The organism is Polaribacter sp. IC073 (genome assembly GCF_007997075.1).
Lineage (GTDB): Bacteria > Bacteroidota > Bacteroidia > Flavobacteriales > Flavobacteriaceae > Polaribacter.
Genome location: NZ_VORS01000008.1, coordinates 219,743 through 233,774 on the forward strand (window position 1 = coordinate 219,743; position 14,032 = coordinate 233,774).

Sequence of the window (14,032 nt, forward strand, 5' to 3'; positions counted from 1 at the left end):
TGAAAGTTTTCGAGTTTAAATAATAAGGAATTTAATATTATTTCTGTCTAAAATAAATAGTAATTGGTACACCAGAGAAATCGTACATATCTCTTAGTTTGTTTTCTAAGAAACGTTTGTAAGGGTCTCTAACATATTGTGGTAAGTTACAGAAGAACGCAAATTGAGGCGTTAAGGTAGGTAACTGCATACAGTATTTTATTTTTACAAATTTCCCTTTTGTAGCTGGTGGCGGGTAACTTTTTACGATGTCTAGCATCACATCATTCAATTTACTTGTAGATATTTTGAATTTTCTTCTTTCAAAAACCTCTACAGCAGTTTCAATGGCTTTGTATAAACGTTGCTTTGTTAGCACAGAAGTAAATACAATTGGCACATCTGTAAAAGGCTCAATTTGTTTTCTAACCATGGCTTCAAAATCGCGCATTGTATTGGTTTCTTTCTCTACTAAATCCCACTTATTTATTAAGATAACAACACCTTTTCTATTTTTTTCTGCCAACCAAAAGATACTTTGATCTTGGCCTTCAAAACCACGAGTAGCATCTACTACTAAGATAATAACATCTGCATATTCTATAGAACGTACAGCACGCATTACAGAATAGAACTCTAAATCTTCTTTTACTTTCGATTTTTTTCTTATTCCGGCAGTATCTACTAAATTAAAATCAAAACCAAAACGGTTGTATTTTGTATCGATAGAATCTCTTGTTGTACCAGCAATATCGGTTACAATATTTCTATCTTTACCTATTAAAGCGTTTATAAAAGAAGATTTCCCTGCATTTGGTCTTCCAACAACAGCAAATCTTGGTAAATCTACTTTTTCTAGATCTACTTCTTCTGGCGCTGGCATTTTCGCTACAATTACATCTAATAAATCACCAGTTCCACTTCCGTTAATAGAAGAAATTGTATGATAACCACCTAAACCTAAGTTATAAAACTCAACTGCATCTGCATCTCGCATTGCATTGTCAACTTTATTAACAGTAACAAAAATTGGTTTTTTTACTTTGCGTAAAATTTTTGCAACTTCAGCATCCATCGGTGTAATACCTTCTTCAACATCTACAACAAATACAATAATATCTGCTTCTTCAATAGCTAAAGCAACTTGTTTTCTTATTTCTTCTTCAAAAATATCATCAGAACCAATGCTGTAACCACCTGTGTCTATAACAGAAAATTCTTTTCCATTCCAGTCAGATTTTCCATAATGTCTATCTCTTGTAACTCCACTTACAGAGTCTACAATAGCGTCTCTTCTCTGTACCAGTCTATTAAAAAGCGTTGACTTTCCTACATTTGGTCTTCCTACAATGGCAACAATACTATTCATTTGAATTCAAATTTTTTGCAAAGATACAATTTAAGGTTGTAAGAAAGATGCTAAAAATGAAGTCTTTAAAAAACAAAAACGAACATTGTTATTTGTTGCTTTAATCATCAAATTAATAGTTGTTTTTAAAAGTGTTTTAGGTTGTTTATTTTTATCATTATGTAATAAAACTATATTTACCGGCTTTTGATGAAACTAGTTTTCTATAATTGAAGCTAATTAAGAAGTAGTCAATTGTTTTTTTGATGAAAATAGATTGAATTGTCAAAGAAACAGAATTTTTAATTACATTTAAAAAATGATTGCAGAAGAAAAAAGAAATAGCGAAATCTTTCTAAGACCACGATTTTCTATTGTTTTAGAAGAGAATGCTAAAGATATTTTAAATGGTTTTGCTGAAGTGTTGCAAAAAGAAGAAATACCTTTTAGAGGTAATGTTGTAGATGGGCATATTTTTATTTCGGTTCCTAAGAAAAAAGAACATTTTTGGTCACCTCAATTGCATTTAGAAGTTATAGAGAAATCCGACAAAGAATCTGAATTAAAAGGACTTTTTGGACCAAAACCACAAGTTTGGACGCTCTTTATGTTTGTCCATTTTATAATTGGAACTTTATTTTTAGGGTTTTGTATACTATTATACACTAGAATTTCTTTAAAAGAATCTTTTCTCTTTCCATTAATAATGATGATTTTCTTACCCTTAATTTGGGTTTCGTTGTATTTTTTAGGAAAAATGGGGAAAGATACAGGCAAATCTCAAATGCAAGAATTACACGATTTTATGATCGAAAATATTTAAATTCCCGTTCTCACGGGAATAATAATTTAAAATAAACTCAAGTCTAGCTTTATAGTAATTTTTAATTATTTCTGATTATATCCAAAACGCTTCAGTTGAATTCTATCACTACGCCAGTTTTTATTCACTTTTACGTATAGTTCTATAAAAACTTTTTTCTCAAAGAATTTTTCTAAATCTTTTCTAGCTTCTGCTCCAACTCTTTTAAGAGCAGCACCTTTGTGACCAATGATAATTCCTTTTTGAGTTTCTCTTTCTACCATAATAATAGAACGAATTCTAACAATATGTTCTTCTTCTGTAAACTCTTCTGTTTCTACTTCTACAGAATACGGAATTTCTTTCTTATAATGAATTAGAATTTTCTCTCTAATTTTTTCATTCACAAAAAAACGTTCTGGTTTGTCTGTTAGTTGATCCTTCGGATAAAATCCAGGACCTTCTGGTAATAATTCCTTTATTTTTTCATAAACAGCAGAAACTCCAAAGCCCTCTAAAGCAGAAATTACAAACACTTCTGCATTGGGTACTTTTTCTCTCCAATATTCTATTTTTTCTTCTACTTCTTCTTGAGAAGATCTGTCAATTTTATTCAATAATAAAATAACAGGAATTTCACTATGAATGATTCTGTTGAAAAAAGCCTCATTTTTTAATTCTTTTTCACCAACTTCTACCATATAGATTAGAATATCTGCATCCTCGAAGGCAGATTTTACAAAATCCATCATAGAAGCTTGCAATTCATAAGCTGGTTTTATAATACCTGGCGTATCCGAAAACACAATTTGATAATTATCTTCATTTACAATTCCTAAGATACGATGCCTTGTAGTCTGTGCTTTAGCTGTGATGATAGATAGTTTTTCACCTACTAATGCATTCATTAATGTTGATTTACCTACGTTAGGATTTCCTATAATATTTACAAAACCTGCTTTATGTGTCATGTTGCAAAGGTAATTACTTTTTATATTTGATTAGAATTTAGGGGATTAAAAAATAATTAAAAAATAATATAAAAAAAGTTTGGTCAGTTGTTTAGTTTAGATGTATCTTTGCAGTCGGAAATAACGGATCGAGTTTATGAGTCGAGAGTTAAAAGCTAAGTCATTATTTTCGAAATCACAACGCGGGATAGAGCAGTAGGTAGCTCGTCGGGCTCATAACCCGAAGGTCACTGGTTCGAGTCCAGTTCCCGCTACTAGTTTAAAGTCAATAAAATCAACGGTTCGTGTTACACGAACCGTTTTTTTATGCTTTTAAATTCCTTACTTTTACAAAACGTACACGAAAACGTACACGTTTTTACGGATCAAGTCCAAAAGTTGTGGAATTTAGATTTTAAGTGATCAATACCAAAAGTTGTGGGATTTAAGAATTAGGCATAAATATTTGAGAGTTTAAAAAGGAAGATTTCTATATTCCTAACACCTCTAAATTGAGCTCTAAATGCTTTAATTTTAGTATTGAAAGATTCTGCAGACGCGTTTGTGCTTCTGTTATCAAAATAGTTGAGGATGTTTTGATAATGTATAGACATTGTTCTAGATATGCTACTGAAGATTTTAAACTGTGCTTTCCTCACTTTTTCATCCCATTTTGCAAGTCTTAATAAAGGGGAGGTTTTATCTTTTGTTTGATTATAAATCCAAGATAAATTTTGGCATAGTTTGTAGGGTTTTTCTAAATCTGGATATCGTTCAAATAGTATTTTAGCTCTTTGATGCTGATTTTTAGTCCATTTACTGCTGGATTTATATAATAAATACCTACTTTTGGCTAATAATTGTTTTATCGTATCTCTATTTGGTAGTAGTTCAGGTGAATATTTTAAAGAATTGTCTCTAGCGTGTTCTATTGCGTCGTTTTTTTTTATCTAAAGCATCCCAACGGTGTTTAATTCTAATTTCTTGTAGTGCATCTAAGACTAGTTTTTGAACATAGAACCGATCTATAACCTGAGTGGCTTGTGGGAATGATTTTTTAACGATTAACCTCATATTTGCTGACATATCTAAGGTTACTTCTTTTACTCTTTTTCGTTGTTTTAAAGGGGTTTTCAGAAGTATTCTTATAACGGTTTCTGCCTTAGTTCCTTTAATCATAGCAACTAATGCACCTTTTTTTCCTTGCGCATTTTTATTGGTTACAATAGTGTATAAATCTCCATTAGAAAAAGCAGTTTCATCAATTGAAATATATTCACCAATATTCTTGCAGAACAACAACCATTCTTTAGCATGTGACTTTTGATCCCATAGGTTAAAATCACTTAAATACTCTTTATATTGTCTTTGTAAATTTCGAGGATTTACTCCGTAAAAGTTTGCGACAAGGCTTGTACTAGAAGCATTATTACTGACTGATACCTTTTAAAAAAGCAGCAAATTAACTAGTAATTCTAGTACCTTTAGCTACTAATTGCCAATCTCTTATGACTACTTCTTTGGAAGCTTCACTCCACCAACGCCGTCTAATTATATGTAGAAAAACATTCTTGCTAAGTATAGGGAAATCTTGAACTGTAGCCTTAGGAAAGAAGCCCTTAGAACTTAATTTAATGTCTTTAAATTCTTCGGGAATATTGTTTAATTCTGTAAAATAGAAATGAAGCTCTTCGTTCTTGATCTCGTGTTTGGTGAGTTTAAAATAATCAACAAGAATTTCTGGTAATAGTAATTTAGCAAGTTCAATTGAAGTATCCAAAATAGAAATAATTTGAAGCCAAAGTTCTTGATTTTTAATTTACTCCACAACTTTTTGTATTGATCGAAAATAAATAAGTGTTTTATAAGATTAGAAAAAAGGGACGCATTTATATCTTTCTAATGCTCTTATATTAATATCAAAGTCATAAGAAATAGAAAATTCATGAATACCGCCGGTGTTTAAAAGCGCGGTTGTGTTAAAGTCATATGAATATCCAAAACGAAAACCTTGCCATCTAACACTTGCAAAGGTGCTAATTGAACTAATTAAAGAAGCATTGTCGTCATTTTTTATAGGTGATGCAGCTGCGGTAATTCCGAAAGAAAAAGCATCATCAAATACATATTGACCACCTATGTCTAATCTGTTAAACTTGCCTTGCATCATAAAATTAGACAAAAGATATACTTTACTTTTACTAGAAAACCATGTTCTGTAATTTTCTAAAAAGGGTAAATAATATTTTGTGTGAACAGACCAAAATACATCCAAAGGAACATTACCGTTTTCAGTTAAAGAAATATTAGGTTTGTTTAGATGTTTTATTGTTAAACCAATCCAAGAATCTTCATTATTAAATAAAATTGAAGAGCTAAAATCAAAGAAATTTCGTTGCTCTCTTAATAATATAGGGTCTAATGTAGCTGTATTTACAGTGCTGGTATTTAAATTGATTTGATCTTCTAATAATAGATTTTGAAATCCGTAATTTTTCATTCCAAAACCTGCAGAAATATTAGGTCTAAAATACCAAGCGTCACTTATTTGAAATGCCATCGCATAATTTAAATTCATTTGATTAAATGTGTAGGTTGAAGCACTTTCTGTCTGATTTAAGAAACTAACGCCAATTCCTGTTTTGTAACCTTCGAACCAAGTATCAAAAAAAGCATAATTAGAGTTTGTTTTAAAAGCAGTATTTCTCCATTGAGATCTAAACACAGCACCAACTTTGGTGCTTCTAATTGCTCCGGTGAATGAAGAATTTAATGTTTCTGGAACCAAGAAGTTTTGTGAGAATATAACGTCTTGTGTATACCCTTGTAGACTTGCCAAAAAAAAGAGTAAGAGTATGTTTTTTTTCATCTTACTTTAGTAGTGTTAATGGTGTAGATGTTGTAATTTCTTTCTTGTAGAAGGTAAGTCCTCTTACAACCATTACATAGTTTCCGTTCTCTGCAGGTTGTCCTTTTATAGTACCGTTCCAACCATTTAAGTTTGTGCCTTTTTCATAATAAATGGTTGTTCCCCAAGTACTGTAAATTGTCATTTCTATCTCCATAAAACCTCTGTAAGAAGGCCTTATTGCTTCATTATAACCATCTCCGTTTGGTGTAAAAGCAGTTGGGTTTATTAAAGAATAACCTTTTGTAATGTTTACAATTCGTTCTACAATTTCTGTACAACCAGCATCATATGTTACTTTTAATGTTACCGTAAAAGTACCTACTTCATCATATGTATGTACCGGGTTAACTTCGGTTGTAATTGGACTTCCATCTCCAAAATCCCAAGTAATACTAGAATAATCTCCTGTAGAAAGATTTGTAAATTGAAGAGGGTCTTCTATAGAGAGTAAATCATACTTGTTTAAAGAAAAAGCGCTATATCTAAAATCGGTATCACCAATTGTAGGTACATTAATTAAGAACGATTTACTTTCTGTGCAGCCTTTATTATCAGTAATTGTTAAAACATATGAACCATTTTTAGAAGTTGTCATAATACTATTGTCTAAACCAGAAACTGTTCCTGCAGACCAAGTATATGTGTAAGGTAAATAACCTCCAGTTACGTTTGCTTCGACCTGTTTACTCACTATTTTTAAATAGCAATCTGTTATAATGGTTTCTTCGAAGTTGATGTTAATGGGGTCTTGTCTAAATATATTAAATAGCTTCGTTATGCTACAGCCATTTGCATCTGTAATTTCTACAGAATAATCACCAGCAGAAATACCTAATAAATCTTGAGTTGCCTCACCATTGCTCCAGCTGTAAGAATAAGGAGCTGTACCTCCAGAAACGTCTAAATCGATGCTACCACTATTTACAATATTGCAATCTATGGCATTAACTATGGATGTAGAAACGGCTATTGCAGGTGGGTTTGTTAAGGTAAATGTTTGTTCTATAGGACATTGATCTTCATCGCTATCTAAAATAATTACAGTGTACGTTCCGGATGCAAGATTGTTTCTTTGCAAACCGGCACTAGCATCATCACTCCAAGTAACAGTAATAGGGGGTATTCCGCCAGACAAATTTAAATCGATAACACCATCATTTTCCCCGTTACAAGAAATAGGAGTTATAATTGGTGCTGTAAAAAATATCGGTTGTTCAATAATTATTGAAACTTGTTCAATACAATTATTAGCATCTGTAATTGTAGCGGTATAAGTATTTCCAGATAAATTAGATAAGGAGAATCCGTTTGCTAGATTGCTCCAAGATATTATATAAGGTGCTTTACCACCAATTACAGTCACATCGATTGCCCCATTTGTTTGGCCGTAACAAGTTACATCTGTTTTTGTGTAACTTATTTCAATTTCTGAAGATTGATTTATAATAATAGAAGCATTTGTTGTACAACCTAAATTATCTGTAACAGCTATAATGTAAGTTCCTGCAACTAGATTGTTAATATTTTTTGATGAACTTATAAATCCATTCGGGCCAGACCAATTATATAAATAGTCAAAAACACCAGGAGATATTTCTACAAGTGTTCCTCCAGAAACATTAATTTCTACAGCACCAGTTGCACCTTCAAAACATAAAATTTCTTGTTTAGAAACGGTTTCTATTTTTAGTCCGTCTGGTTCGGTAAGTCTAAAATTAGTAGCTATGGTACAGTTGTTTTTGTCAGTAATTTCTAATGTGTATGTTCCAGCAGTTAATGTATTTTGATTTTTAAAGTTTTGCACAATTCCTGCACCATCAGTTGTTATCCAATTATAACTATAAGGAAAAGTTCCGCCAGAAATTGTTACTTCGATTGCGCCATCATTTCCTTCAAAACAAGAAATGTTTTTTTCTACATCTTTAGAAATGGATAAAATATTAGGTTGTATTATAGTAAATTCTTTAGTAATAGAAAAGCCATCTCTATCTTCAATTTTTAAGGTGTATAATCCTACTTCTAAATTAGTAATGCTTGCATCTGTTGAGGTAAAGCCATTTGGTCCAGTCCAGAAAATTAAATAGGGACTACCTGTTTCAAAAGGTATTCCTCCAATAATATTTGTTGATATTGAAGCATCATTAGATTGAAAACAACTGTTATTTAGAACAGCTGCATTAGAATTGATACTTGGGTTTACAGTAACTTCTAATGTAAAAGGACTTCCTGTACATTTTATAGTTGCAGGAGTAATAGTGTAAAAAACCTTTATGGGTGAAGTTCCGGTATTTTCTAAAGTCTGACTTATTTGATCTTGTGGTATTGTTTCTGAAGAAGCGCCTATAATTGACCCAGCAGGATTAAAAATAGGAGCAGACCAAGTATATTTTGTTCCTAACGGAACGGTGTTTCCTATAATAGAGTTTGGGTTAAAAATAAAAGTAGCTTCGCTATAAATAGTTGTTTCTGCGGAATTAATTACTGGTATTTCGTTTACAATAACACTTGCAGTACTAGAAACAATTTTATTACAACCACCAGTTGAGAAAGAAATCTCAGCATAATAGAAGATTTCTCCAACTGCATCTGTTGGCGGATTGTAAGAATTATTAGTTTCACCTGCAATAGGATTTCCGCCAGAATTTACATCTGTTGTATTGGAAAACCATTGATAGGTTGCAGTTCCTGTTCCGTTTGTGTAATCAACTTCTAAAGTTGTAGCAGACCCATTTAAACAAATTTCAGAAGCAATTGGTTGTTTAGAAAATATTGGTGCTTCGTTTACTTTTAGTTTTGAAACATCACTTGTAGCGCTGCAATCAGATTCAGTTTGAGAAACAATTACATAATAATAGAAAGTACCAACACTTGTGGTTACTGGCATGTAAGTTGCTGAATTTGCAGTTGGAATTAAAGTTCCACCTGTATTTGAATTGCTATTATTTTGGTACCATTGATAGTTTATATCAGAAGTTGTTCCGCCAGAAGCAACAACTATTAAGTCAGTTGGTATTGCACTTTGACATAATTCTTGACTAGCAATTGGTTGTGTATCAATAACAGGATCTGTTAGCACTTTAATTTCAAAAGCATCACTTTTAGCAAGCGAACAACCATTTCCATCTAAATAAATTTCCGCATAAAAATAGAAAGCACCGTTAGAAGAAAAAGGATTTGGAGTGAATTTAGAATCTGTTGCACTAGCAATTACTATTCCATCAATATTTGAATTGGCTGTATTGGAAAACCATTGATAAGAAGGATTTCCTGTTCCTCCCGAAAAAGTAACTTCCATTTCGTTAGTTGTTCCTCCAACACAAATTGTTTGCGGATCTGCAACAGGATTTACTGTTATTTGTGGTTCAACTTTAACACTTGCAGTATTAGAAACAATTTTATCACAACCACCAGTAGTAAAAGAAACTTCTATATAATAAAAGGTTTCTCCAACAGTATTTGCTGGCGGATTGTAAGAATTATTAGTTTCGCCAGCAATAGGATTTCCGCCAGAATTTACATCTGTTACATTTGAAAACCATTGATACGTTGGAGTTCCTGTTCCGTTGGTGTATGCCACTTCTAAAGTTGTAGCAGACCCATTTAAACAAATTTCAGAAGCAATTGGTTGTTTAGAAAATATTGGTGCTTCGTTTACTTTTAGTATTGAAACATCACTTGTAACGCTACAATCAGATTCAGTTTGAGAAACAATTACATAATAATAGAAAGTACCAACACTTGTGGTTACTGGCATGTAAGTTGCTGAATTTGCAGTTGGAATTAAAGTTCCACCTGTATTTGAATTGCTATTATTTTGGTACCATTGATAGTTTATATCAGAAGTTGTTCCGCCAGAAGCAACAACTATTAAGTCAGTTGGTATTGCACTTTGACATAATTCTTGACTTGCAATTGGTTGTGTGTCAATAATTGGATCTGTCAGCACATTAATTTCAAAAACCCCACTTGTGGCAGTATTGCATCCATTTCCATTTAAAGAGATTTCTACATAATAATAGAAAGTACCATCTGTAGAAAAAGAATTTGGTGTAAATGTTGAATTTGTTATGCTATCAATTTCACTTCCACCCGTATTTGAATTCGTAGTATTAGAAAACCACTGATAAGTTGGGTTTCCTGTTCCACCAGAAAAGGTAACCTCTAACTCACCTGCATTTCCACCCACACAAATTGTTTGCGGATCTGCAATAGCATTTACTGTTATTTGTGGTTGAACTTTAACACTTGCAGTATTAGAAACAATTTTATCACAACCACCAGTAGTAAAAGAAATTTCAGCATAATAGAAGATTTCACCCACCGTTGAAGTTGGCGGATTGTAAGTGTTATTAGTTTCACTAGCAATAGGATTTCCACCAGAATTTACATCTGTAGTATTCGAAAACCATTGATAAGTTGCAGTTCCTGTTCCGTTTATATATGCAACTTCTAAAGTTGTTGCAGTTCCGTCCAAACAAATTTCATAAGGAGCTGGTTGGGTAGTAATGATTGGTGCTTCGTTTACTTTTAATTGTGAAATTGTACTTGTAACACTGCAATCAGATTCAGTTTGAGAAACAATTACATAATAATAAAAAGTACCAACGCTTGTAGTCGTTGGAGTATAAGTTGTTGCATTTGCACCAGAGATTAAAGTTCCACCGGTATTGGAATTGCTGTTGTTTTGATACCATTGATAGTTTTTAGTAGAAGTAGTTCCTCCAGAAACAGTTACGTTTAAATCTAACGGTGTTGCACTCTGACATAATTCTTGACTTGAAATTGGTTGCGTGTCAATAATTGGATCTGTCAGCACATTAATTTCAAAAACCCCACTTGTGTCAGTATTACAACCATTTCCATCTAAATAAATTTTTGCATAATAATAGAAATTTCCATTTGAAGAAAAAGTGTTTGGAGTAAATGTTGAAGCTGTTGCACCAGTAATTTTACTTCCACCCGTATTTGTATTGTTAGTATTCGAAAACCATTGATAGGTTGGGTTTCCAGTTCCTCCAGAAAAGGTAACCTCTAACTCACCTGCATTTCCACCCACACAAATTGTTTGTGGAGTCGTAACAGGATCTACAGCTATTTGCGGAACAACATTTACGTTAGCTGTGTTTGATGTAATTTTATCACAACCACCAGAAGCGAAAGAAATTTCTACATAATAAAAGGTTTCTCCAACAGTATTTGCTGGCGGAGTATAGTTAGTATCTGTTTTACCAGTAATTTCAGTTCCAGTAGTATTATCATCATCAATATTTGAATACCATTGATAACTTGGAGCTTCTGTTCCATTTTGATACGCTACTTCTAGAGGAGTTGCAGTTCCTCCCAAACAAATTTCAGAAGAAATTGGTTGTGTAGTAAATATTGGAGCAGGATTTACTGTTACTATAAATTCTACTGAATCACCTTCACAAGTCCCCAATTTAGGAATAGCAGTATAGGTAACTGTACCTACGCTATTTTCTGAATTGGTTAATATCTGAGCAGGTATGGTCTTTGAGTTTCCGCTTGTTAGAAAACCTGATATGCCGGGAGTAGCAATTGCAGTCCAAGAAAATGTTGTATTTGGGTTATCTGTGTTTAGAATAATTTCGGAAGTGCTTTGAGCTGAGCAAATTTCTTGTGTTAAGTCTGTATTTATAATAATTGGCTTTTCAAAAACTTCAAACTCTTGAGATGCAGTATTAGAAACGCCACATTCACTAGTTACTTCTAATGTAATTGTATGCTTCCCTGGGGTAGTATATTCAATGTTTCCAGGGTTTAAATCCGTTGAATTTTCAGGTGTTCCACCAGTAAAAGTCCAATTATAGATTATTGAACCTGTGTTAGTAGTGCAATTCTCTACAGTTGCTGTTGGGTTAATAGTTGTATTTCCACAAGCATCAATAATTTCTTGAATGTTAACAGTTGGTGGTTTTTTTACATCAATTATTTTTGTGGCAGATTTTGTTCCGCATTCTGTAGTTATTTTTTGTGTTAGTGTATATTTTCCAGGATTATTAAATATGAATTCCGGATTTTCTGAATTTTTATTTGTGCTATTTGTAAATTCCCAATTATCAGATGTTCCACAGTTATCAGAAGTATAATTTACGGTCCATAAATAAGTTGGCGATTTACTACACAACTCTGATTCATCTGTAGAATTTGTGGTTTTTACAGTTAATGGGATACAACCTTCTTCGTTGTCTACGGAAAAACTAGTTGTAATTTCTGGTTCGATACAGATTTCTTTTGTAAAAACATCTGTTCCACATTTATTATTACCTACTGTAAGAGTTACAGTATATGTTCCTGCTTGAGTATAAGTATGTTCTATATTATTTATACCATTAATTGAAATGAATCTTTCTATGGTACTACCATCCCCAAAATCCCAAGTAAAATCTGCTTCTACCGTACAATTGTTGCCGTTTCCTATTATTGATTTGTTATTGAAGACTATGCTAGTATTAATACAACTATTATCAATGGATTCAAATTCTGCGGAAGAAGGCTCTAGAATTATTACACTATCAACCTGAAAAGTAGTAGTTTTACAAGCATTATTTACGTACAAAGTCACTATAAATTGACCATCAGGTTCAGAACAGCTTCCTTTTTCATACTTATGTGAAATTTGATTATTATTTTCTATCTCTGTCTGAGTATAAATTTCTGTTGGACTACTATCTCCAAAATCAATTTCATAGGTAGTATCAGGTGAATTAGATTCATATTTACCTATTCCGAAAATTAAATCTGAATTTACAATACATAAATTACTTGTGTTTCCAGGACTTTCAATACTTCCACCTGGGTTACTGATGTTTTTTACTATATACGACACCTCATTTTCACAACCATCACCGTTTACCCCTTTAATTTTCATTGTGTAAACGCCTATATTAGAATAAGTGTGATTGGCAGGAAAAGTTACTGCTGAAGGAGTAGTTCCATCTCCCCAATCCACAAAAAAAGCGATGTTACAGGTAGAAAAAGCAATATCTTCTACTGTAATTTCATAACTATCTGTATTACTATTACTATTACAATTACTGAAATCTTCTCCTGCTAAATCTCTAAATTTAAGTTCAGGTTTTTCTTTTACAGTAATAGCTTTAGATTTTGAAGAAGAGCATCCATTTTCATCAGTTACTGTTAACATAACATTAAACGTTTTGGTTCCGCAACCAAGAGCGTCAAAAATATGTGTTGGGTTTGGTTGTGTTGATATAGGAGTTCCGTCAGCAAAGTCCCAACTGTAAGTTAAAGTTCCAGCTCCAGTTGAATTATTAGTGAATTGAATTGTTTCTCCTGAACAAGCACTGTCATTGTTAAATGAAAAATCTACAGTTGGAGGTGCGTTTACAGTTATGGTTTCTTCTTGATTTGTTATATTAACTATTTCTCCAAGACTATCTTCTACTTTTGTTAAAATAAAAACATAGTCTTTTGGAGTGGAGTTGTTAAAGTCAAAAGAGATTGTTTTATCTGCAGAGCCTACTGTTTTCTTTATGTCTTCAACACCAGCTATTGTATATGTAAAAATGAAAGGAGCTGTACCTTCTTTTGCTTCAAAAGTAACAGTAGTAGATTCATTTATGCAAATAGTAGTTTTACTAACAGAGATAGTTGCAGATAAACCTTCAGAAAAATCAAATAATTTAGAGTTACTTAAATCAGCATAGGTATTTAATAAAATACCACAGACAAGAAACAAAGTAATATAATATGTCTTATTTTTAAAGTAGTCGGAGAATGCTTTTTTAATTTTCATGCTTGTTTTGGGAGCTACTTTTACATCAAAATTTATAAATTTGATACATAAAATAGATTGCATCTATTTCAAGCAGGTTTTGCAATTTCGGTTTTTCTTTCTTATTTCAAAATCAAATATAACAAATCTAATTGTAAAAGAGTAGTTTGTAACTGTTTTAAGCTTTGTTATTTTAATTTCCTTTCAAAGCAGAAATCATCGCTAATTGTCTTGCTTGATCATCTTCTCGATCTCTCTTCTTAATTTTTTCTATATATATATATAT

Annotated in this window: 8 protein-coding genes and 1 tRNA gene; 2 read left to right on the forward strand and 7 right to left on the reverse strand. The window is 32.2% G+C overall.

Translation table 11 applies throughout. The annotated features are described in order from the left end of the window. Window positions 1-37: 37 nt before the first annotated feature. Window positions 38-1,348: a ribosome biogenesis GTPase Der gene (gene der, locus ES045_RS13095; RefSeq protein WP_100946316.1), complete on the reverse strand. Its 1,311-nt coding sequence runs from the start codon at window positions 1,346-1,348 to the stop codon at window positions 38-40. A 298-nt stretch (window positions 1,349-1,646) separates the two neighbouring features. On the opposite strand from der, the gene ES045_RS13100 reads away from it, so the two are divergent. Next, the gene (locus tag ES045_RS13100; RefSeq protein WP_147116742.1) at window positions 1,647-2,150 is read left to right on the forward strand and encodes a GTP-binding protein; all 504 of its coding nucleotides are present in this window, start codon (window positions 1,647-1,649) and stop codon (window positions 2,148-2,150) included. A gap of 65 nt (window positions 2,151-2,215) precedes the next feature. On the opposite strand, the gene era is transcribed toward ES045_RS13100, so the two are convergent. Beyond that, window positions 2,216-3,100: a GTPase Era gene (gene era, locus ES045_RS13105; protein WP_147116743.1), complete on the reverse strand. Its 885-nt coding sequence runs from the start codon at window positions 3,098-3,100 to the stop codon at window positions 2,216-2,218. Between the two features lie 181 nt (window positions 3,101-3,281). Between era and ES045_RS13110 the strand changes: the two genes are divergently transcribed. After that, a tRNA-Met gene (locus ES045_RS13110) sits at window positions 3,282-3,354 on the forward strand. A gap of 177 nt (window positions 3,355-3,531) precedes the next feature. Here ES045_RS13110 and ES045_RS16770 read toward each other — a convergent pair. The 5 genes from ES045_RS16770 to ES045_RS13125 all read right to left on the reverse strand — a co-directional run bounded on the left by ES045_RS16770 (window position 3,532) and on the right by ES045_RS13125 (window position 13,767). After that, window positions 3,532-4,029: a transposase gene (locus tag ES045_RS16770; RefSeq protein WP_317131313.1), complete on the reverse strand. Its 498-nt coding sequence runs from the start codon at window positions 4,027-4,029 to the stop codon at window positions 3,532-3,534. Then, window positions 3,998-4,378, reverse strand: a complete 381-nt coding sequence (locus tag ES045_RS16775) for a transposase (RefSeq protein ID WP_262712869.1) — start codon at window positions 4,376-4,378, stop codon at window positions 3,998-4,000. The genes ES045_RS16770 and ES045_RS16775 overlap by 32 nt, the downstream gene beginning before the upstream one ends. A 163-nt stretch (window positions 4,379-4,541) precedes the next feature. Further along, a complete protein-coding gene (locus ES045_RS16690) occupies window positions 4,542-4,859 on the reverse strand; it encodes a transposase (RefSeq protein ID WP_223267252.1) in 318 nt (105 codons plus the stop codon). A 90-nt stretch (window positions 4,860-4,949) separates the two neighbouring features. Next, the gene (locus ES045_RS13120) at window positions 4,950-5,948 is read right to left on the reverse strand and encodes a PorP/SprF family type IX secretion system membrane protein (RefSeq protein WP_147116744.1); all 999 of its coding nucleotides are present in this window, start codon (window positions 5,946-5,948) and stop codon (window positions 4,950-4,952) included. 1 nt (window position 5,949) lies between these two features. Continuing rightward, window positions 5,950-13,767, reverse strand: a complete 7,818-nt coding sequence (locus tag ES045_RS13125) for a PKD domain-containing protein (protein WP_189663106.1) — start codon at window positions 13,765-13,767, stop codon at window positions 5,950-5,952. Window positions 13,768-14,032 lie beyond the last annotated feature (265 nt).

What these genes read in the sequence shown, in the direction of transcription:
- ES045_RS13100 (WP_147116742.1), top strand. Translation starts at nt 1,647, where the DNA reads ATGATTGCAGAAGAAAAAAGAAATAGCGAAATCTTTCTAAGACCACGA.
- era (WP_147116743.1), bottom strand. Translation starts at nt 3,100, where the DNA reads ATGACACATAAAGCAGGTTTTGTAAATATTATAGGAAATCCTAACGTA.
- ES045_RS13125 (WP_189663106.1), bottom strand. Translation starts at nt 13,767, where the DNA reads ATGAAAATTAAAAAAGCATTCTCCGACTACTTTAAAAATAAGACATAT.
- der (WP_100946316.1), bottom strand. Translation starts at nt 1,348, where the DNA reads ATGAATAGTATTGTTGCCATTGTAGGAAGACCAAATGTAGGAAAGTCA.
- ES045_RS13120 (WP_147116744.1), bottom strand. Translation starts at nt 5,948, where the DNA reads ATGAAAAAAAACATACTCTTACTCTTTTTTTTGGCAAGTCTACAAGGG.